The organism is Paraeggerthella sp. Marseille-Q4926 (assembly GCF_916618935.1).
GTDB classification, from domain to species: Bacteria; Actinomycetota; Coriobacteriia; order Coriobacteriales; family Eggerthellaceae; genus Paraeggerthella; species Paraeggerthella hominis.
Map to the genome: position 1 here is coordinate 528,527 of NZ_CAKAKF010000001.1, position 21,044 is coordinate 549,570.

The following is a 21,044-nucleotide window of genomic DNA, read 5'->3' on the forward strand; positions in this document are numbered from 1 at the left end:
GAGTTGTCATGCGTTCGCTACCGAAGCGAAGCTTCGCCGTTCTATAATGAGCGCATGATGAGGAACCGCGTCCCTTGGGCGCGGTTCCGTGACGCTTTCGCTTGATCGACCCTGCAATTCGTACCAGGAGGGCCCATGTCCCAGGAAAACAACAACTGGCAGCAGCAGGTGTGGCAGCAGCCTGCTGCGCCTCAGCCGTCCCCGCAGCCTGCCGGCGGCTACGCGCCGCAGCCTGCCGGCGGCTACGCGCCGCAGCCTTACGCGCCGCAGCCGCAGCCCAAAAAGCGCGGATGGATCGTGGCGCTCGTCGCCGTCGTGCTCGTTTTCGTGCTCATAGCCATGAGCATGTGGTCGTGCACGTCCATCATGTCGTCGTCCATGGGCTCGCTTGGAGCCGTCGGGTCGCTCGGCGAAACCTCAATGTCCGAGGCCGACTTCCTGACCTCGGATGCGGTGGGGGTCATCGACATCGACGGTACCATCCAGTACGACGGCACCACCTCGTCGCCCGAAGGGTTGAAGGCCCAGCTCGATCGCGCTGCGCAGAACACCTACATCAAGGCGGTCGTGCTGCGCGTGAACTCCGGCGGCGGCACGGCTACTGCCGGCGAGGAGATGGCGGCGTACGTCAAGAAGTTCTCGGAAGATACCGGCAAGCCCGTGGTGGTGTCGAGCGCTTCCGTGAACGCGAGCGCGGCCTACGAGATTTCCAGCCAGGCCGACTACATCTTCACGGCCAAGACCACGGCCATCGGCGCCATCGGCACGGCGCTGCAGGTGACCGACCTTTCGGGGCTGCTGGAGAAGCTGGGCATCAACGTGGACAACATCACGTCGTCTGAAAGCAAGGATTCCAGCTACGGCACGCGCCCGCTTTCCGAAGAGGAGCGCGCTTACTACCAGAACATGGTCGAGCGCATCAACGAAACGTTCGTCCAGACCGTTGCCGAGGGCCGCGGCATGAGCGAAAGCGACGTGCGCGCGCTGGCCACCGGCATGACGTTTACCGGCATGGACGCCGTGGAGAACGGGCTGGCCGACGAAATCGGCACCAAGGAGGACGCGCTGGCGAAGGCGGCCGAGCTGGCCGGCGTCTCGCGCTATTCCGCGGTTGAACTGAAAACGACGAAGAGCACCCTGTCGAGCCTGCTCGACCTTATGTCCGAAAGCAAGAGCCTGTCCGCCGGCGACCTTGCCGCCGCTTTGAAGGAGTTTGAGAACGATGGCAACATCGCCCAGTAACATCGAGCGTCCCTCCTGGCCGAAGAGGGCCGTCGTCACGGCCGGCATGCCGTACGGCAACAAGCCGCTGCACTTCGGCCACATCGCGGGCGTGTTCGTCCCGGCCGACGCGTTCGCCCGCTTCCTGCGCGATCGCATCGGCGCCGCCAACGTCCGCTTCATCAGCGGAACGGACTGCTTCGGCTCTCCCATCAACGAGGGCTACCGCAAGCTGGTGGAGGCCGGGGAGTTCGACGGCACCATCGAGGAGTACGTTCGCAAGAACCACGAGGCGCAGAAGGCAACGCTCGATTCCTACAACGTCAGCCTTTCCATCTACGAGGGGTCGGGGCTGGGCTACGCGAAGTGCGTGCATCAGCTGATCAGCGAGAAGTTCATCGAGAAGCTGCACGAGAACGGCCATCTTCGCAAACGCGCCACGCTGCAGTTCTACGATGCGGAAGCCGGCACGTTCCTGAACGGGCGCCAGGTGGTGGGCCGTTGCCCCGTGCAAGGCTGCAAGTCCGAGCACGGCTACGCCGACGAATGCGACCTGGGGCACAGCTACGCGCCCGAGGACCTGATCGCGCCGAAATCGTCGTTGACGGGAACCACGCCCGAAATGCGGCCGGTGGAAAACTGGTACTTCGACCTGCCCGCGTTCGGCGGCTTCCTTCGCGACCACGTGGCTCGCCTCGAGGCCGATCCCGAGGTGCGCGCCATTGTGCCGAAAACCATCAAGGAGTTCCTGGTTCCGCCCGTGGTCTACATCAAGAACGACGAGCGCGCGGCGTACGAGCAGATCGCGAGCGATCTTCCCGCACACGAGCTGCGCGAACCCGAAAAGGGAAAGCAGAGCTTCGAGATCGAGTTCGCCGACATCGAAGCGCGCGATACGGCGCGCGAAGTCTTGACGCGCGCGGGAATCCGCTTCCGCACGGGCAAGACCTTGGTGCCGTTCCGCATCACGGGCAATATCGAATGGGGGGTCAAGGCCCCGGTCATCGAAGGTTTGGAAGGCTTGACCGTGTGGTGCTGGCCCGAAAGCCTGTGGGCTCCCATGTCGTTCACCATGGCCGTGAACGACCAGATGGGCTTGCCCAGGGGCAGCTGGCGCGATTGGTGGTGCTCGGAGGATTCCGAGGTTTACCAGTTCATCGGGCAGGACAACCTGTACTTCTACGGCGTTGCCCAGCCGGCGCTCATCGAGGCGCTGCGTCCCGGTGACATCTTGGCGCCGGGCGAGACCGACCATCCCATTCGCCAGACGAACCTCGTGGCCAACTACCATATCCTGTTCGGCGACAAGAAGGCATCGTCGTCGGGCGCGGTCAAGCCGCCTACCGCCGATGCGCTGCTCGAGCACTACACCGTCGAGCAGCTGCGCGCGCATTTCCTGGCGCTCGGCCTTGACCAGAAGTCGGTCGGCTTCAAGCCGAAGCCGTACCTGGCCACGGAAGAGGAGCTGGCCGATTCGCGCGTGGCGGACCCCGTGCTCAAGGAAGGCGCGCTTCTGACCAACGTGTTCAACCGCCTTGCCCGCAGCTGCTTCTACGAAGCTCAGAAGAACTTCGAAGGCTATCTGCCGCTCGGCGCCGTGTCGCCGGCCGTGCTGGACAAGGTGAACGAGGTGCTGCGCGTCTACGACGCCACCATGCATCGCGTCGAGCTGCATACCATCATGTCGATCATGGACGAGTTCATTCGCTGGGCGAACAAGTACTGGTCCGACGGAATCCGCGCGGTCGAGAAGGGCGGCGACGACGCGATGCGCCGCCAGGTGCTCGTGGACTCGTTCTTCTTGCTGCGCGTCGCCACGCTGCTCATGCATCCCGTGGTGCCGGCAGGGGCCGAGAAGATCTGCGACTACCTGAGCTTCGAGTTCGACGACTTCTTTAGCTGGAACTACGATTTCGAGAGCTTCGACGAGCTGTGCAGCGCTGGCGAGATCACCGAAGGCCGCCACCGCATCCGCGAGCTGCCTCCGCGCTTCGACTTCTTCGAGAAGCATCCGTCCCAGTACAAGTAGCGCGCCATGTTCCGCCGGTCCTCGAACCGGCGGAACGTTTCTTTGCCGAGTCCCTCCGTTTGAAAGGATGTTTCTTGTTGAAGGTCGATGCATTTACCGACGGGTCCGCGCGCGGGAATCCGGGGCCGGGCGGCTACGGCGCCGTGCTGCGGTTCGTGGATCGCAACGGGCGCACGCACGAAAAGGAGCTCTCGCAAGGTTACGAGCGCACCACGAACAACCGCATGGAGCTTCTGGGCGCTATCGTGGCGCTCGAGACGCTTAAAAGTCCCTGCGAGGTCACGCTCTACACCGATTCGCAGTACGTTGCCAACGCGTTCAACCAGCACTGGGTTGACGGCTGGCTCAAGCGCGGTTGGGAGAACGCCAAGAAAGAGCCGGTGAAAAACGTGGACTTGTGGCAGCGCCTGCTGAAGGCGAAGGAGCCGCATCGCGTGGAGTTCGTGTGGGTCAAGGGGCATGCGGGGCACGCGGAAAACGAGCGGTGCGACCAGCTTGCCACGGCGGCCGCCGACGGGGCGGGGCGCATCGCCGACACGGGTTTCACGGGATAGGCCGGGATTGACGGGCGGCCGCAGCATGGTGCGTGCTGTGGCCTTTCTGTAACGATCGATCGAACGCCCGGCCGTCATGCGCTCGATTTGCTACACTGGTTCGCATTGCATGCACGTTTTCGGATGGCAGGTGGAGGTACCCACATGCAGCAGAAAGCACGGGGCGGTCGCGCGAGGGGCGCGCTCGTCGGATTCATGGCAACGGTGCTTGCCGTATCCCTTATGGTTCCGGGCATCGCCCTGGCAGATCCTTCCGCAGCCGAGAAGCAGGCGGAGGCTCAGGCGGCTTTGGCTTCGCTCAATTCCATGCAGGAAAAGCTCAGCAAGGCGGCGGACGCGTACGACGACGCGCTGGCCGCTCAAAAGGACGCCGAGGCGAAGCGCGATGACGCGCAGGCTCGCATCGACGAGGCTTCGGCTCAGATCGCCGATTTGCAGGATCGCTTGGGATCGCGCGCTCGCAGCATGTATCGTTCGGGCGGCAGCTCGGCGCTCGACCTGCTTTTGGGGGCCACGTCGTTCAGGTCCTTCGCGACCAACTGGGACCTGCTCAATTCCATCAACGAAAGCGATGCCGAGCTGGTGCAGCAGACGAAGGATCTGCGTGCCGAGGTTCAGGAACAGGAAGCCGTGCTTGCCGAGCAGGAGCGCATAGCTGCGCAGAAGGCGAGCGAGGCTCTGCACACGAAAGACGAAACCGCTTCCACCATGGCGGCCATGCAGTCGACCTACGATAACTTGAGCGCCGAAGCTGCGGCGCTCGTCGAGCAGGAGCGCGCGGCGCAGGTGGCGGCCTACGAGGCGCAGGCCCAGGCCACGGTAGACGCGTCCGCCGATCAGGCGCAGCAGGGCTCCAATAACGGCAACGGCAGCAACAACGGCGGCGAATCCTCTGGCGGAGGCAGCGTCAACCCGCCTGCTCCCGACTACGACGAGCCTATCGCGGGCTCGGTGGTGGGCCGCGCGTACAGCCAGCTTGGCAAGCCGTACGGCTACACCGATCCCAGCTACGGAGCGGGCCCGTCGTCGTACGACTGCTCGGGCTTCGTGTCGTTTTGCCTGAGCGGCAGCTACAGCCGCATGGGAAGCACGCTCACGTTCATGAACTGGCCCCAGGTAAGCGATCCTCAGCCGGGCGACGTGGCCGTGAACGCCGGGCATTGCGGCATCTACATCGGCGGCAACCAGATGATCCACGCGGCCACGTACGGCGTGGGCGTGGTGCAGGGTCCCGTGCAGCCCGGCATGATCATCGTGCGACCCTGGTAAACGATCGTTCATTGTCGACGAGGCGGGGAGCCCGGAGGCGCTGATGCGCCCTTCGGTCTCCCCGCCTCGCGGTTTATCCGGAGAAGAGCCTAGCGAGCGGCGTTCTTGATGACGGTGCGCAGCTCGTCGATGCCCGTTCCCTTTTCGGAAGAGCACACCACCAAAGGCACGTCGGCATGCAGCTTCAGCTGCTTTTTCAGGGCTGTCTTCTGCTTCATTTGCTGCTGTCGGGATAGCTTGTCGGCTTTCGTCAGCACTACGGCGAAGGGAAGCTCCGCCTCCTGCAAGAACTCGATCATGTTTTCATCCAGGCTTGAAGCGGGGTGGCGGATGTCCACCAGCGACACCACGAGCGCCAGGTTGCGATCTTGGTTGAAGTACCCTTCGATCAGCTCCGACCAGCGTCCCTTCTCGGATTTCGCCACCTTGGCGTAGCCGTAGCCCGGCAGGTCCACGAACCGCACGCCGTCACACGAGAAGAAGTTGATGGTGGCCGTCTTGCCCGGCGTTTGCGACACTTTCGCCAGGCTTTTGCGATTGAACAGCTTGTTCAGCAAAGACGACTTGCCCACGTTGGACCGGCCGGCGAATGCGATTTCGGGCAACGTGGACGCCGGCAGTTGCAGCGAGGTGCCGAACGATTTCTCGAACGCGACGTTGTTGATGTTCATGCTGGGCTCCTTGCGGTTCCGTCCCTCGCGTTGCCTGTGCAAGGGGAGGGTGCGGATGTTGTTGCGTTCATGGTAGCGGAACTGCGCCCATCGCGCGCGGAAAACCCCAAGCTCTCCTTGACGTCGCTTCGCTAGGAGCGCTTCCTGCCCGTGTACATGGCCATGGCCATGCAGGCTATGGCGGCCCAGGCCCAGAACGTATGCTTCTTCATGAGGCTCCTTTCAACGATCGATTCATATTAGTTAGCTTTAATTGACTTTTACCGGAGCTCTCATTATGCTAGAAAAGTTAACTTTAAGCAACTATAAAGGATGTTGCGAACGATGCGCGCGAGCGCAAGAAAGGGGCATGCATGGACTTCCCGAAGAAGAGCGGCTTGCTGATCGGGGCGGGCGTGTTGCTGGGGGCGGTGGGGGCGAAGGCCCTGACGGGTCCAACGGCTAAGAAGTGCTACGTGCAAGGCGTTGCGAAGGGGCTGCAAGCGAAGGCCGCCTACGAGGGCATCGTCGAGCAGGCCAAGGCCGAAGTCGACGACATCGTGGCCCAGGCTTCCTACATCAACGTGCAGACATCGCTCGCTGACGAGCCGTCCGCTGCCGCCGACGAGCCGTCTGCGGTCGAACCGGCGAAGTCCAAGGCGGATTCGGCTCAGGCATCAAAGAAGTAGCCGCGATGCAGTACGCCATTGCGAACGAACTCCCGGGCCGCGTGCGCGTCAAGCTTGCCGGCCCGGTTCCCTCCGCCGACCTCGACGCACTGTATCGGGTGCTTGCGGCTATCCCAACGGTGGAGAAGGCGTCGGTCTATCCGCGCATCGGCAGCATCGCTTTGACGTACCGCCCGCTCGAGGGAGCGCGGGACCTGGTTTTGGAGCGCCTGTCCGCCATCGATGCGAAATGCATCGACGAGGCTCGATCCGGTTTCGGCCTTGACCTCGCCCCGCGCTCCCAGTCGCTTCTCATGGACCTGGCGCGCCTTGCGGGCCTGTACGTTTTGCGGCGCTGGTTCGTGCCCCGGCCGCTTGCCGCCGTTGCGGCGGCGTGGCGTTACCGGCGCTTCCTGGGGGCGGGTCTGCGCTCGCTCGGGCGCTCGCGCCTTGACGTTGCGGTGCTGGACGCCGCTGCTATCGGGACGTCGTTTCTCAAGCGCGATCCTCGGACGGCCGGGCAGACCATGTTCTTGCTCGATGTGGGCGAAACGCTGGAAGAGTACACGCGCTCGCGCTCGGAAGGTGCCCTTGTCAGCGCGTTGCTCGATCTGCCCGAGACCGCCCAGCTGCTTCGCGACGACCAAGAGGTGCAGGTGCGCGCGTCCGATCTCGAGCCGGGGGATTTGGTTGTCGTGCGCACGGGCATGCCCGTATGCGTCGACGGACGCGTGGTGCGCGGCGTTGCGATGGTGAACCAGGCCTCGCTTACCGGAGAGCCCCTTGCCGTCGAGCGCGCCGAGGGCGACGACGTGTTCGCCGGCACCGCCGTGGAGGACGGCCAGATCGTCGTGCAGGTTCGCGCGAAGGCTGCCGAAACGAAGCTGCGCTCCATCGTGTCGCTGGTCGAGCAGTCCGAGGCGAACAAGGCGCAGGCCCAGTCTCGGATGGAGCGTCTCGCCGACGGCATCGTTGTGTGGAACTTCCTGCTGGCGGCGGGGGTTGCCCTGGTCACGGGCAGTTTGACGAAGGCGTCGGCTGCGCTCATGGTGGACTACTCGTGCGCGCTTAAGCTGACCAGCTCGATCGCCGTGCTTTCGGCCATGAGCCAGAGCGCGAAAGTGGGTTTCGCCGTCAAGGGCGCGAAGCACTTCGAGGCCATGGCCGCTGCCGATGTGATCGTGTTCGACAAAACCGGAACCTTGACCGAGGCTACGCCGGAGGTGGCGTGCGTTTTGGCTCTTGACGGCTGGAACCGGCGCGAGGTGCTGCGGTTGTCGGCATGCCTGGAGGAGCACTTTCCGCATCCCGTGGCGCGCGCCGTGGTGCGCGCGGCGGCGCAGAAGAACCTCAAGCACCGCGAGCGCCATGCCGAGGTGGAGTACATCGTGGCGCACGGAATAGCCTCGTCGTTGGGCGGCAAGCGCGTGGTCATCGGGTCGGAGCATTTCGTGATGGGCGACGAAGGCGTTGCCGTGTCGGAGGACCAGCGCGCGAGGATCGCTTCCGAAACCGAAGGGCTCACGCCGCTGTACCTGGCGGTCGACGGCGAGCTGGTGGGCGTCATCGGCGTCTACGATCCGCTCAAGGAAGGCGTGGCGCAGGCGGTGGCCAATCTGAAGGCGCTGGGATTTCGCCGCGTGGTGATGCTGACGGGCGACGGGGACCGCACGGCGGCGCGCATCGCGCGGGAAGCGGGCGTGACCGAGTACCGGGCCAACCTGCTGCCCGAGGACAAGCATGCGTTCGTCGAACGGCTCAAGGCCGAGGGACGACGCGTGGTCATGGTGGGCGACGGCGTGAACGACGCGCCCGCGCTTTCCGCAGCCGACGTGGGAATCGCCATGGGGCAGGGGACCGCTGTGGCCAAAGAGGTCGCCGACATCACGCTTGCGGGAGGAGATTTGGGGGCTATCGTGGAGCTGCGTCGCTTGAGCAAGGGTCTGACGCAGCGTCTGGATGCATCCTTCAGAGAGGTCATGCTGGTCAACTCGGCCTTGCTCGCGGCGGGCATCGGCGGGGTTTTGACCCCGCAGGCGTCGTCGCTTCTGCACAACGCGTCCACGGTGGCGCTCAGCTTGCGCAGCGCAGGCGCGTACCGCTCGTGACCGCATGCGTACGGCTGTCGAACCGGCGTCCGACCGGCCGGCTCGACAGCCGCGAGCGTCAACCGCTTCTCGCGAAAGGACGTGCATGTATGCGATCTTCGAGAAGTGCTTGCATTTCATTTTCTCTGTGGTAAGATTCAACGGTTTCTAATTACACATGCTTGCGCGACCTGATCCGCCAGTGGCCAACCGAAAAAGGCTGCGGATTCGGGGATGACCGCAGGCAGAGGACTAACGAATGGAGAAAGTCATGACGAAAGTCGGCATTAAGTCGCTGCTCGACGCAGGCGCACACTTCGGGCATCAGACCCGTCGCTGGAACCCCAAGATGAAGCCGTACATCTTCGGCAGCCGTGGGGACATCTACATCCTCGACCTCAAGCAGACGCTCGTGGGCCTGGACCAGGCGTACACCTTCGTGTCCGAGATCGCTCGCAAGGGCGGCACCGTGCTGTTCGTCGGCACGAAGAAGCAGGCTCAGGAAGCCGTCGCTGATGCTGCCAACAAGTGCGGCATGCCCTACGTGAACGCTCGCTGGCTCGGCGGCATGCTGACCAACTTCGTCACCATCCGCTCCCGCGTGACCCGCATGGAGGAGCTGGAGGCCATGGAGGCCGACGGCCGCATGGCGATGCTGCCCAAGAAGGAGCAGATCCTGCTGCGCAAGGAGCTGTCCAAGCTGCAGACCAACCTCAACGGTATCCGCAACATGAAGCGCGTGCCCGACGCCGTGTTCGTGATCGACACGAACCGCGAGGCCATTGCCATCCATGAGTCCCGTCGTCTCGACATCCCCGTGGTGGGCACGCTCGACACGAACTGCGATCCGGACGACGTCGATTTCGGCATTCCCGCCAACGACGACGCCATCCGCTCGGTTCGTCTGCTGGCCGACTTCATCGCCGATGCCGTTATCGCCGGCGTGGGCGCGCCTGTGACGGTTGCCGAGATGGCCGCTCCGGCTGAGGCCGAGGCTGCTCCGGCAGAGGTTGAGGCTCCGGCCGAGGCCGCTGCTCCCGCTGCCGAATAACCTGCTTTTCAGATGAACGAATGCGCCGCCGGTTTCGAAACCGGCGGCGTTTGACAGACCAGGGCCGCGCTTGCGCGCGGCGCATAGAGAAAGGAACAACGTGGCTGCTGTTACCGCTTCCATGGTCAAGGAACTCCGCGAGATGACCGGCGCCGGCATGATGGAGTGCAAGAAGGCGCTCGTCGAGGCCGACGGCAACCTGGACGCCGCTGTCGACGTCCTGCGCACCCGCGGTCTGGCCGCTGTTGCCAAGAAGGCCGGCCGTGCCACCAACGAGGGCACCGTCATGGCGCTCGTGTCCGAGGACGGCAAGGCTGGCGCCGTTGTCGAGCTGAACTGCGAGACCGACTTCGTGGGCATGAACGACAAGTTCAAGGCCTACGCCGAGAAGATCGCCAAGGCTGCGCTGGCCGCCAACCCCGCCGACATGGAGGCCCTCAAGGCCGCCGACGCCGAGGGCGAGACGGTGGAGGCTGTCGTGACCGACGCCATCCACACGCTGGGCGAGAACATCCAGCTCTCCCGCTTTGCGGTGGAGCAGGGCGGCGCCGTGTCGTCCTACATCCACGGCGGCGGCAAGATCGGCGTGCTCGTGCAGTTCGAGGTCGAGGGCGTCGATCCCGCGTCCGCTGAGTTCAAGGCGTACGGCCGCGACGTTGCCATGCAGGTTGCCGCTGCGTCTCCCGTTGCCGCGAACCGCGACTCCGTCGACCCGGCCATCGTCGAGCATGAGAAGGCCATCTACATGGCTCAGGCTGCCGAGTCCGGCAAGCCCGAGGCCATCCAGGAGAAGATGGCCGTCGGCCGTCTGGAGAAGTTCTTCAAGGAGAGCACGCTTACGGAGCAGGCCTTCGTCAAGAACCCGGATCAGACCGTTGCCGAGTACACGGCCGAGGTCGCGAAGAACCTGGGCGGCGAGATCAAGGTCGTCGACTTCAAGCGCTTCGTCCTGGGCGAAGAGGCGTAAACCCTCTTTTCCTTACCGGTAAAGCTGGGACCCGAAGCTTCGGCTTCGGGTCTTTTTTGTGCGTCGGAAAAGACGTGCTCTCGCGTGAAATCCGATGGGGGGTCCACCAAACCATCTCAGCCGCCGTCATTGTCGATCCAACAACACGTTTTTTCGTCCAAAAACGTGTTGTTGGATCGACAATGCATCCGGATGCCGCTCGTGTTTCGATGCCGTCGCCCTGGCTTGCTGGGGAAGGGGGACGCGCGATTCGACCGCGACCAACATTCCCCCATGCCGTTCTGCTTTCGTTGTGAAGGGCCGCATTATGCGGGCCTTCACTTTCTATAATGGACGCATTGCGAACCGAACGCGCCGTCTCACGGCGCGCATCCATAGACGAGTCAAGCCGAGGGCGCGCACCTCGGCGTTAAGGAACACCCATGGCAGAAGAGATCATCATTGTCGAAGGCAACGGCGTGCTCGCGGGCGAAGTGGCCGTGTCGGGCGCCAAGAATTCCGCGCTCAAGCTCATTGCCGCCGCCTTGCTCGGCCAGGGCAAAACGCTCGTGCGCAACGTGCCGCTCATCTCCGACATCAGCATCATGTCGGAGGTGCTGCGCCGCTTGGGCGCAACCGTGGAACGCGACGGCCATACGCTGATCGTGGACACGACCGACGTCGAGCAGTTCGAAACGCCGTACGACCTGGTATCCAAGATGCGCGCGAGCATTTCGGTCCTGGGTCCGCTGGTCGGTCGGTTCGGGCGGGCGCGCGTGGCCATGCCCGGCGGGTGCCAGATCGGCGCGCGCAAAATCGACATGCACCTCGTGGGGCTCGAAGCGCTGGGCGTGGAGTTCACCATCGACCACGGATTCCTGGAGGCGCGCACGCCGAACGGCTTGGTTGGAGCGGACGTCGTTTTGGACTTCCCCAGCGTCGGCGCAACCGAGAACTTGCTTATGGCGGCCGTGACGGCGAAAGGCACGACGGTGCTCGAGAACGCCGCGCGCGAACCCGAGATCGTGGACTTGGCGAACATGCTGGTGTCCATGGGAGCGAAGGTGACCGGGGCCGGTTCCTCGATCATCGAGGTGGAGGGCGTTCCGCTTTCCTCGCTGCATCCTTGCGACCACACGACGGTGGGCGATCGCATCGAGGCGGGCACCTTCTTGGTGGGCGGCGCGCTCACGGGAGGCCCTGTTACGGTGCGCGGCATCGATCCGTCGTATCTGCGTGTTGCCCTCATGAAGCTTGCCGCCATGGGCTGCGAGGTGCAAACCGGAGCCGACTGGGTCACCGTCAGCCGTACGCGCCCCCTTGTTCCCATCGATATTCAGACCCTGCCGCATCCGGGCTTCCCGACCGACCTGCAGGCGCAGTTCATGCTGCTGGCCGCGCGCGCGGAGGGCGTGTCGGTCATCACCGAGAACGTGTTCGAGAATCGCTTCATGTTTGCAAGCGAGCTTATCCGCATGGGAGCCGATATCACTATCGAGGATCATCATGCGCTGGTCAGGGGCGTTGCGGGCCTGCAGGGCGCCGACGTGTCCTCCACCGACCTGCGTGCGGGCGCGGCGCTTGTTCTTGCGGGAGTGTCTGCCGAGGGGCAGACGCGGGTGCACAACATCGGCCATATCGACCGCGGCTACGAAGACTACGTTGGCAAGCTGGGCGATCTGGGGGCGTGCGTTCGCCGCGCGCCCGTCGACGGCATGCCGGATATCCGCGGTTAGCGGAGGCCGCACATGGTCAAGCGCCGTAAGGGCTTTTCGGCAACGCAGTCCAAAATCACCTCGCGCCGTTTGCGCACCGCTACGCTGGGCACGCACGTGCCGCGGCGTTCGCGCGGGCGCATGAACGCCGATTCCGTCGGGTTCTCGAGCGCGCGCAAGCAGAAGCGCGCCGCGCGCGGGTACGTGGAGACCATTTTGCCGAACACGTCGTCCGGGGAGAGCGCTTCCCAGTTCTCTCGTCGCGTGAGCAGGCGCGAGTTCTCCCATGGCATCCAGCGCCGCGCGCGCATGCGGCGTCTCGTCGCGGTGGTCGCGTGCGTCGTTTTGGTGGCGGTCGTTGCGGCGGGCGTGGGGACGTTCGCGTTCTTCGGTTCGCTCGATTCCAAGATAGGCCTCAAGAACTCGGACGCCTCGTCGGCGCTTGTCGCTCCGAAAGAGGCAGCCGACGCCTTCTACACGTTGGTCGCTGCAGATTTGGACCCGGTGGGGGCGGCGAACGCCCAAGCCGGGCCTGATGCGCTTGCCCTGGTGCGGGTGGACCGAGCTGCGCGGTCGGCGGTCATCGTGTCCGTACCCGCCACCTTGCAGGTTCAGCTTAAAGACGGAAAGCCCCATCAGCTTCGAGACGCCGCTGTGCAGGAAGGCGATGCGTCCCTGATCAAAGCCGTGTCGAACTTCGCCGGGGTGAACGTGTCGCATCTGGTCAAGATCGATGCCGGCGGCGTGGCGAGCTTGGTCGATGGACTTGGCGGCGTGCAGGTGAACGTAGCCGAAGAGGTGGACGACCCGGCGGCGGGCGACGTCTACCTATCTCCGGGGGAGCAGACGCTCGACGGCAAGGCCGCCCTTACGTTTTTGCGTGCGTCGAACTTTTCGGGAGGCTTGCAGGTGCAGGCGGCCAACCAGCGCGAGTTGCTTGCGGCGCTGTCTCTTCGCCTGCTTGACGAGGGGTCGCTTTCCTTCTTGTCCACGCTGGACAAGGTGGGGGGTTCTTTCGGCACCGACATGGGAGCGAAAGACGCGCTGGGCTTGGCCGATGCGCTGCGGGGCATGGACGCGTCTACGGTGAAGGGCGCCCTCGTTCCCGGTTACGAGACAACGCGTGATAGCGTCTCCTATTACGTGGCTTCAACCGACGCATGGTCGTCCATGATGGAATTGGTGAAGCAGGGGCAAGACCCGGTGGTCGAGAAGAAGATCGCCTCGGTCGATCCGGCCAGCTTCACCCTGACCGTCCGCAACGGCGGAGGCATTACCGGCGCGGCGGCCCAGATATCGCAAACGCTTGCAGGCATGGGGTTCAAGGTCGAGGAAACCGGCAATACCGACACTGCCGCTTACGCCGAAACGCTGGTCATCTACAAGGACGGCGCGTTCGAGCCGGCCGCGCAAACCGTGGTCTCCGCGTTGGGCCTTGGCCGTACGGTTGCCGACGCGGGGTTCTATACGTTCGACACGGACGTGCTGCTGGTTCTGGGGAAGGATTGGAAGCCTTCTTCGTAGCGCCATGCGCCTCGTCGATGTTTCCTCCGCATTTCCCGGCTTCGGCCGTGCGCGCCAAGGCTCTGTGGTAGAATCGGCACCTGATAACACCCATTCAGACGAAGGAGCGATTCCTATGGTGGATAAGAACGACGTGGCGGCTGTGCTCGAGCTCATTCGCCCCAGCCTGCAGGCTGACGGCGGCGACGTGAAGCTCGTCGACGTTGCCGAGGACGGCGTGGTCACGGTCGAGCTGCAGGGCGCGTGCAAGGGCTGCCCGATGTCTCAGATGACGCTCGCCAACGGCGTGGAGCGCATCCTGAAAGAGCGCGTCCCCGGCGTGACGAAGGTCGTGCCCGCGGCTGAATAGCCGTGAGCGTTCGGGATTGAAGGGAAGGCGGATATGGCGAACTGCTGGGAACTGCGCGGATGCGACGAGGAGATGATGTCGCGTTGCCCGCACAACATACCCGGAGAGCCTTGTCCTGCCGACTGCCGCTTTGCAGCCTGCGTGCGGTCTACGCATGAAGTGTGCCAGGACTTCAACGTATTGTTGAACCCGGAGCGCGACTACGATGCGGCCATCAAGGAGATATGCCGCTTCTGCACGCACTTTTTAACGCACGGGCCGCACATGGCCGATCGCAAAGAAGGCTGCGTGGCCCGACAGGGCAACCCGAACCGGTTTCTGCTCTAGCCCCGTTCTTCGCTTCGCGCGTTACGGTTGCGTTAACGTGCTCGCGTCGAGGCGCAGGAACGGGTATCGTACATGCTTGGATTCGAGCGCGGCCGCACGGCCATTCGTGCGGCCGCGCTCTGCATGCTGTCGGCGCGTTGCGGGCAGCTATTCGAACGATCGCGATGAAAGGACGGCTCGATGACCGAACAGGCGCATGGCACGCTCAAAGTGAAGACCGGCTTCGCCGAGATGATGAAGGGCGGCGTCATCATGGACGTCGTCAACCCCGAGCAGGCGAAGATCGCCGAGGATGCGGGCGCTGTGGCCGTTATGGCCCTCGAGCGCGTCCCCGCCGACATCCGCGCGCACGGCGGCGTGGCGCGCATGAGCGACCCCACCATGATCGAGGGAATCGTGGAGGCCGTGTCCATCCCCGTTATGGCGAAGTGCCGCATCGGGCATTTCGTGGAGGCGCAGGTGCTGCAGAGCCTGGGCGTGGACTTCATCGACGAGAGCGAGGTGCTCACGCCGGCCGACGACGAGTACCATGTGAACAAGTGGGATTTTGACGTGCCGTTCGTGTGCGGCGCGCGCAACCTGGGCGAGGCTTTGCGCCGTATCGCCGAAGGCGCGGCCATGATCCGCACGAAAGGCGAGCCGGGCACGGGCAACGTGGTGGAGGCCGTGCGTCACATGCGCACCGTGACGACCGACATCGCCCGTATCAAAGGCTTGCGCGACGAGCAGTTGTTCACGGCTGCAAAGGAGCTGCAAGCTCCCTACGAGCTGGTGAAGTGGGTGGCCGAGCACGGGTGCCTTCCCGTGGTGAACTTCTCGGCCGGCGGCATCGCCACGCCCGCTGACGCGGCGCTCATGATGCAGTTGGGCTGCGACGGCGTATTCGTGGGCAGCGGCATTTTCAAGTCGGGCGACCCGGCCAAGCGCGCTCGCGCCATCGTGGAGGCCACGACGAACTACGACGATCCTGACACTGTCGCGCGCGTTTCGCGCAACCTGGGCGAGGCCATGGTGGGCATCGAGATCTCCGACATCCCCGACAACGAGCTGATGGCGCAGCGCGGCTGGTAGAGACGCGCCGCGTGAACCTATGAGGTCTGGCCATGCAACCTATGAATAAAACCATCGGCGTCCTGGCGCTTCAGGGCGCGTTCCGCGAGCATCGAGCCATGCTCGACGGGCTGGGAGCGGCCACGCGCCTCGTGCGCTGGCCGCACGAGCTCGACGGCTTGGACGGCTTGGTGCTGCCGGGCGGCGAGTCGACGGCCATCGCGAAGCTCTTGGCCATCCACGGCATGTACCAGCCGCTGCGCGATGCGTTCGCGAAGGGGATGGCCGTGTTCGGCACGTGCGCCGGCGCTATCCTCATGGCGCGCGACATCGAAGGCGCGCGGCCCGATCAGGAACCGCTCGCTCTTATGAACGTGCGGATCCGGCGCAACGCCTACGGCCGGCAGATCGACTCGTTCGAGACGGCGGTGCCGTGGGCCGGGATCGAGGGCGGCCCTGTGAAGGGCGTGTTCATCCGCGCGCCGAGGTTCGCCGATTGGGGGCCGAACGTGGAGGTCCTCAGTGCCGCCGAGGACGGCGAGCCGCTTGCTGTGCGCGAAGGGCGCGCGCTCGCCGTGGCGTTTCATCCCGAGTTGACCGACGATGCGCGCGTGCATGCGTTCTTCCTCGACCGCGTAGTGGGCGAGGGGCGCGCCTCGTGCTGATGTGAAGCCCGTCGGCGTGGGCGTCGTTCGGCGTTCGCGTCGGCGGGCTTCTGCTACAATGAGGACAAAAGAAGGCGGGCAAACGAGCGAAGGAGCGTGAACCGATGAGTCGAAGCGCAATCTGCCCTGCATGCGGCGCGAACGATCTGGACGTATGTCGCTACGATGCCATGATGGTCCTGCGGACGGACCTGGCTTTGTTCACGCTGCGCTGCCCGCACTGCGACGCCTCGGTTTCCATCGTGCACCCCATTCCGCCTCAGCTGCGCGACGAGGTTCGCTTCGCCGCTATCGAGGTGGGGGCTGGCATGGGCCAGGAGTAGGCCCTGTACCTCGCTTCCGAAGGCGATCGCTTCGCCTCGGATTTTTGCGAAAGGAACTTCATGCTCAACAACATCTACCAAAGCCTTGACCCGGTTGCGTTCGCTATCGGGCCGTTCGCGGTGCGCTGGTACGGCATCGCCTACGTGCTCGGGTTCGTGTGCGCGGCGCTTGTGGTATGGCGCGTAGCGCGCCGATGGCGCGTGCGCGTGGACGTGGATTCTTTGCTTACCATCATGTTCTGCGTGATCGTCGGCGTGATCCTTGGAGGGCGCTTGGGCTACGTCTTGTTTTACGGCGATGGCTACTACCTGGCTCATCCTGCCGAGATCCTTGCGTTCAACCGTGGCGGCATGAGCTTTCACGGCGGCCTGATCGGGGCGCTTCTTTCGGGTATCGTGGCGGCCAAGCTGACGAACATCCCGTATTTGACGCTGGCTGATCTGGGCTGCATCAGCGCTCCGCTTGGCCTGCTGTTCGGTCGCTGCGCGAACTTTGTGAACGGCGAGCTGTGGGGTGCGCCCACCGACGTCGCGTGGGGCGTGGTGTTCGGTGGGGCCGCTGGAACGATGCCGCGCCATCCCTCTCAGCTGTACGAGGCGTTTCTGGAGGGAATCGTTATCTTCGCCGTGCTCTACCTGCTCTCGCGGATGCGTCCGGCTCGCCCGCGCGGCACCTTCCTGGGCTTGTTCCTGATCATGTACGGATGCTTCCGCTTTCTGGTTGAGTTCGTGCGCGAACCGGACGTGCAACTGGGCTACTTGTGGGGCGGGTGGCTTACCATGGGGCAGCTTTTGAGCGTTCCGTTGATCCTGGTAGGTGTGGGCGTGTTGGTTTATGCGATTGTCGTGAAAAAGCCTCAGCAGGGTCTTCCTGAAATGCAACAGAGTGAGTAACATTTAAGGAGGCAAAGGGTACGGTGCTTGGCAAGCGAGGCGTTTCGACGACGTTACGGTTCGGCTCCAAGCATCGCGGTGCGCTCGCCGCGCATCGGCCCTGCGCTATCATTGGGAAGAAGCAGGTAGACCTGTACGCGAAGCTAAAGGGGGCCCGAATATGGATCTCAAGTTTTACAAGTGCATGCACTGCGGCAACATCGCTGTGAAGCCGTTCGACGCCGGCGTTCCGCTGGTTTGCTGCGGCGAGAAGATGACCGAGCTCACCGCCAACACCACCGACGCCGCGCTCGAGAAGCACGTTCCCGTCGTGAGCGTCGACGGCGCGAACGTCCACGTCGAGGTGGGCAGCACGCTGCACCCCATGACGCCGGAGCACTACATCACCTTCATCTGCCTGGTTACGAAGAACGGCTACCAGATGCGCGAGCTCACCCCCGAGGATGCTCCCGTTGCCGATTTCGCCGTGGCCGAGGGCGACGAAGCGCTCAAGGTGTACGAGTACTGCAACCTGCACGGCCTGTGGGTCGCCGAGGTGTAAAGACGTTTTGCAATCGTTTCGAGAGCGCCCGTTCCGTGCAAGCGGAGCGGGCGCTTTGCGCTATCATGAAGGAAAACGGCGTACGACGGGGAGGCTATGGCTAGGCGAACGAAAATCGTGTGCACGTTGGGGCCGGCGGTCGACGACGAGGGCGCGCTGCGCGACCTCATTGCGGCGGGCATGGACGTGGCGCGCTTCAATTTCTCGCATGGATCGCACGTCGAGCACGCCGCGCGCATGGAGCGCTTGCGCGCGGTATGCCACGAGGTTGACTCCCCGTGCGCGGTGCTGCTGGACACGCGAGGACCCGAGATTCGCACGGGTCGCTTGGCGGGCGGCGCACCGGTGCAGCTTGCCTCGGGGAACCGGATCGTGCTGACTGAAGCCCAGGTAGAGGGTACGGCGCAGCGGGTTTCTCATACGTGTCCGGGTTTGGCGGACGTGGTTGCGCCGGGCACTTCCGTGCTGATCGACGACGGGCTTATCGAGTTGCGCGTGGATGCAACGGAGGGTTCCGACATTCTGTGCACGGTTCTTAACGCGGGCATGCTGGGAGAGCGCAAGTCCGTGAACCTTCCGGGCACTTCGGTTCCGCTTCCGGTTATGACCGATCAAGATCGCGATGATTTGCTGTTCGGCGTTCGCCAGGAGGTCGATTTCGTCGCGGCCTCCTTCGTGAGGGACGCGCGCGGGGTGCGCGAGATTCGCGATTTCCTGGACCAGCACGGCGGAGCGGGCATCATGCTGATCGCGAAGATCGAGTGCTCGGAGGCTGTGGAGAACATCGAGGAAATACTCGAAGCCGCCGACGGGATCATGATCGCGCGCGGAGACTTGGGCGTGGAGGTTCCCGCGTACCGCGTGCCGCATATCCAGAAGGAAATCATCCGCGCATGCAACCGTGCGTCGAAGCCGGCTATCACGGCCACGCAGATGCTGGATTCCATGATTCGCAACCCGCGTCCCACGCGTGCCGAGGTTGGGGATGTGGCGAACGCCATCTACGACGGCACCGACGCGGTCATGTTGTCGGGCGAAACGGCGTCGGGAAGCTATCCGGTGGCTGCGGTGCGCATGATGGCGCGCATCGCCGAAGCCAGCGAACCGTACCTGTTCGAAGAGCGCGCGCCCGACCGGCGACGCGTCCATGCGCGCGTCGCGTTGGCGGTGGGCATGGCGGCCGTGCAGACGGCCGAGAACGTGGGCGCCTCGTGCATCGTCGCCCCCACCATGTCGGGGCGCACGGCGCGCCTGGTGTCGAACCTGCGTCCGCGCGTGCCCATCTACGCGGTTACGCCGTTTTCGCGCGTCATGCGTCAGCAGCAGTTGAACTGGGGCGTCGTCCCTATGATCGGCGACGTGCAGGGCGATATGCGCTGCGTTATCGACCATGCGCACGCCACCGTGCTGCAGCGCGGTTTGGTGAACCCAGGGCAGTTGGCCGTGTTCACGGCAGGCGATCCTTTGACCAGCCCGGCGGCGGGTACGGACGCGCAGGGAGCCGAAACGGTAGCCGCCACCAACGTGATGTACGTCGTGCGGATTCGCAATGACGAAGAGCAGCCGGGCGTTGGCGCGCCGTCGCCGGCGCATGAACGATAGGAGAGGCTATGGGTTTTTTCGATGATGCTCAAGAGATGCTCGATCGGGGCGTCTCGGCTGCGAAGGGCGCCGTTTCCGGCGTCGCCGTGGAGCAGCAGCAGTTCGCGAAATCGTTCGTGCGCCTGTGCGCCGACGGGTGGGCGCAGGGGTGGCACGAAAGCAACGGCGGCAACCTGTCGTATCGCATGAAGCCCGAAGAGGTGGCTTCTTGCCGATCGTTTTTCTACGACAACCCCAGCTCATGGGTGCCGCTCGGTCTTCGCGCGGAGAATTTGAGCGGCGAGTTCTTCATGGTCACGGGCGCGGGCCGCGTCATGCGCAACGTCGCGCTCGATGCAGACGGCAACGCCGGCATCGTGGAGATTGCTCCTGCGGGCGACGCGTGGCGCATCGTATGGGGGTTCAAGGACGGCGGCCGCCCCACCAGCGAGTTCGCCAGCCACTGCGCCGTTCACTCAGTGCGCAAGGATGCTTCCTCCGGGGCGGACCGCGTGCTCTACCACGCCCATCCAACCCAGGTCATAGCCTTGACGAACGTGTTGCCGCTTGACGCGCGCACGTTCACGCGCACGTTGTGGAAGGCCATGCTCGAAAGCATGGTGGCGTTCCCGGCCGGCGTCGGCGTGGTGCCGTGGATGGTTCCGGGCGGCCCGGAGATCGCGGACGCGACCGCCGCCGCAATGCGCGATCACGGCGTGTGCGTATGGGCGCATCACGGGCTGTTCTGCGCGGCTCCCGGCTTCGACGCTGCGTTCGGCGTGGTGCAGACCGTGGAGAAGGCTGCCGGGGTGTACGCGCAGGCGCGTGCGATGAACGGGGGCGGCGACCGGTTTCTCAATACGATTCCCGACGAGGGCCTGCGCGGCATTGCCGCAGCTTACGGCCTGCCCGTCAACGAAGCGTACCTGTAAGGATCGGCGCCGGCTGTTTTCGACGCGTTTCGCGTTTCGGCGGGCTGCCGTATCGTGAAGTTATTCCGCAAAGAAGTGGTATTCGGACTGCTGGTGTGCTATAGTGCAAAGGCTTGTCTTCACCTTGGTCGGAAACCAAGGTCAGTAAAGGAGAACCAGAACCATGAAACAGGGAATTCATCCGGAGTACGGGGAGTGCACCGTCAAGTGCAGCTGCGGCAACACGTTCACGACGCGTTCCACGAAGTCTGAGCTGAAGGTCGACATCTGCAACGTCTGCCATCCGTTCTACACCGGCCAGCAGCGCTTCGTCGACACCGGTGGACGCGTCCAGCGCTTCGCCGACAAGTTCGGCGCTGCCGCCAAGGAGAGCGTGGCCGAGCGCGAGGCAGCCAGGAAGGCTGCGCGTGCCGCCGCCGTCGCCGAGGCCGAGGCCAAGAAGAAGGCCGAGCGCGAGGCGAAGGCCGCCGAGAAGGCTAAGCGTGCCGAGGAGTTCGCGAAGAAGTCCGAGGCCGAGGCCAAGAAGGCCGCCGAGGCTGAGGCTGCTGCCGCCGAGGCTGCTCCGGCTGAGGCTTCCGCCGAGGAAGCTGCCGCCGTCGACGCTCTCGTCGAGGAGGCGCCGGCCGCTGAATAGCGTGCCGAACGCATAACGCGAAACGCGCACAGCA

Annotated in this window: 21 protein-coding genes; 20 read left to right on the forward strand and 1 reads right to left on the reverse strand. The window is 64.3% G+C overall.

What is annotated here, in order from left to right; all coding sequences use genetic code 11:
- Positions 1-135 precede the first annotated feature (135 nt).
- The 4 genes from sppA (at position 136) to LG373_RS02175 (ending at position 5,073) form a co-directional block, all read left to right on the forward strand.
- Positions 136-1,242 (forward strand): signal peptide peptidase SppA, encoded by a 1,107-nt coding sequence (gene sppA / locus LG373_RS02160; protein WP_225748855.1) that lies wholly within the window; start codon positions 136-138, stop codon positions 1,240-1,242.
- The gene (locus tag LG373_RS02165) at positions 1,223-3,250 is read left to right on the forward strand and encodes a methionine--tRNA ligase (RefSeq protein WP_216529786.1); all 2,028 of its coding nucleotides are present in this window, start codon (positions 1,223-1,225) and stop codon (positions 3,248-3,250) included. The genes sppA and LG373_RS02165 overlap by 20 nt, the downstream gene beginning before the upstream one ends.
- A 74-nt stretch (positions 3,251-3,324) precedes the next feature.
- Positions 3,325-3,804, forward strand: a complete 480-nt coding sequence (rnhA, locus tag LG373_RS02170; protein ID WP_370632822.1) for a ribonuclease HI — start codon at positions 3,325-3,327, stop codon at positions 3,802-3,804.
- 144 nt (positions 3,805-3,948) lie between these two features.
- Positions 3,949-5,073 (forward strand): NlpC/P60 family protein, encoded by a 1,125-nt coding sequence (locus tag LG373_RS02175; protein ID WP_225748856.1) that lies wholly within the window; start codon positions 3,949-3,951, stop codon positions 5,071-5,073.
- A gap of 89 nt (positions 5,074-5,162) precedes the next feature.
- Here the strand turns inward: LG373_RS02175 and yihA are convergent, their stop codons facing one another.
- A complete protein-coding gene (yihA, locus tag LG373_RS02180) occupies positions 5,163-5,744 on the reverse strand; it encodes a ribosome biogenesis GTP-binding protein YihA/YsxC (RefSeq protein WP_225748857.1) in 582 nt (193 codons plus the stop codon).
- Between the two features lie 353 nt (positions 5,745-6,097).
- Between yihA and LG373_RS02185 the strand changes: the two genes are divergently transcribed.
- The 16 genes from LG373_RS02185 to rpmE all read left to right on the forward strand — a co-directional run bounded on the left by LG373_RS02185 (position 6,098) and on the right by rpmE (position 21,010).
- Entirely contained in the window at positions 6,098-6,412 is a 315-nt protein-coding gene (locus tag LG373_RS02185; protein WP_225748858.1) for a DUF6110 family protein, read from the forward strand.
- Positions 6,413-6,417: 5 nt separating this feature from the next.
- Positions 6,418-8,499 carry a heavy metal translocating P-type ATPase gene (locus tag LG373_RS02190; RefSeq protein WP_225748859.1) on the forward strand — a complete coding sequence of 694 codons (2,082 nt, stop codon included), beginning with the start codon at positions 6,418-6,420 and terminating at the stop codon, positions 8,497-8,499.
- 250 nt (positions 8,500-8,749) lie between these two features.
- The gene (gene rpsB, locus LG373_RS02195; RefSeq protein WP_114567893.1) at positions 8,750-9,529 is read left to right on the forward strand and encodes a 30S ribosomal protein S2; all 780 of its coding nucleotides are present in this window, start codon (positions 8,750-8,752) and stop codon (positions 9,527-9,529) included.
- Positions 9,530-9,629: 100 nt separating this feature from the next.
- The gene (gene tsf / locus LG373_RS02200; protein WP_114567874.1) at positions 9,630-10,496 is read left to right on the forward strand and encodes a translation elongation factor Ts; all 867 of its coding nucleotides are present in this window, start codon (positions 9,630-9,632) and stop codon (positions 10,494-10,496) included.
- 422 nt (positions 10,497-10,918) lie between these two features.
- Entirely contained in the window at positions 10,919-12,211 is a 1,293-nt protein-coding gene (gene murA / locus LG373_RS02205; protein ID WP_114567875.1) for a UDP-N-acetylglucosamine 1-carboxyvinyltransferase, read from the forward strand.
- A 12-nt stretch (positions 12,212-12,223) separates the two neighbouring features.
- Entirely contained in the window at positions 12,224-13,714 is a 1,491-nt protein-coding gene (locus LG373_RS02210; protein WP_114567876.1) for an LCP family protein, read from the forward strand.
- A 115-nt stretch (positions 13,715-13,829) separates the two neighbouring features.
- Positions 13,830-14,063 carry a NifU family protein gene (locus tag LG373_RS02215; protein WP_114567877.1) on the forward strand — a complete coding sequence of 78 codons (234 nt, stop codon included), beginning with the start codon at positions 13,830-13,832 and terminating at the stop codon, positions 14,061-14,063.
- Between the two features lie 33 nt (positions 14,064-14,096).
- Positions 14,097-14,390 carry a hypothetical protein gene (locus tag LG373_RS02220; RefSeq protein ID WP_114567878.1) on the forward strand — a complete coding sequence of 98 codons (294 nt, stop codon included), beginning with the start codon at positions 14,097-14,099 and terminating at the stop codon, positions 14,388-14,390.
- Positions 14,391-14,570: 180 nt separating this feature from the next.
- Complete coding sequence (pdxS, locus tag LG373_RS02225; RefSeq protein ID WP_114567879.1) at positions 14,571-15,461, forward strand: pyridoxal 5'-phosphate synthase lyase subunit PdxS; 891 nt, start codon at positions 14,571-14,573, stop codon at positions 15,459-15,461.
- Positions 15,462-15,493: 32 nt separating this feature from the next.
- A complete protein-coding gene (gene pdxT, locus LG373_RS02230; protein WP_114567880.1) occupies positions 15,494-16,105 on the forward strand; it encodes a pyridoxal 5'-phosphate synthase glutaminase subunit PdxT in 612 nt (203 codons plus the stop codon).
- A 104-nt stretch (positions 16,106-16,209) separates the two neighbouring features.
- Complete coding sequence (locus tag LG373_RS02235; protein WP_114567881.1) at positions 16,210-16,428, forward strand: UDP-N-acetylmuramoylalanyl-D-glutamate--2,6-diaminopimelate ligase; 219 nt, start codon at positions 16,210-16,212, stop codon at positions 16,426-16,428.
- Between the two features lie 60 nt (positions 16,429-16,488).
- A complete protein-coding gene (gene lgt / locus LG373_RS02240; RefSeq protein WP_225748860.1) occupies positions 16,489-17,322 on the forward strand; it encodes a prolipoprotein diacylglyceryl transferase in 834 nt (277 codons plus the stop codon).
- Between the two features lie 160 nt (positions 17,323-17,482).
- Positions 17,483-17,863, forward strand: a complete 381-nt coding sequence (locus LG373_RS02245) for a desulfoferrodoxin family protein (protein WP_216529791.1) — start codon at positions 17,483-17,485, stop codon at positions 17,861-17,863.
- Positions 17,864-17,959: 96 nt separating this feature from the next.
- Positions 17,960-19,465 carry a pyruvate kinase gene (gene pyk / locus LG373_RS02250; protein WP_114567884.1) on the forward strand — a complete coding sequence of 502 codons (1,506 nt, stop codon included), beginning with the start codon at positions 17,960-17,962 and terminating at the stop codon, positions 19,463-19,465.
- Positions 19,466-19,473: 8 nt separating this feature from the next.
- Positions 19,474-20,376, forward strand: a complete 903-nt coding sequence (rhaD, locus tag LG373_RS02255) for a rhamnulose-1-phosphate aldolase (RefSeq protein ID WP_114567885.1) — start codon at positions 19,474-19,476, stop codon at positions 20,374-20,376.
- Between the two features lie 163 nt (positions 20,377-20,539).
- Positions 20,540-21,010, forward strand: a complete 471-nt coding sequence (gene rpmE, locus LG373_RS12280; protein WP_114567886.1) for a 50S ribosomal protein L31 — start codon at positions 20,540-20,542, stop codon at positions 21,008-21,010.
- The last annotated feature ends 34 nt before the right edge of the window (positions 21,011-21,044 follow it).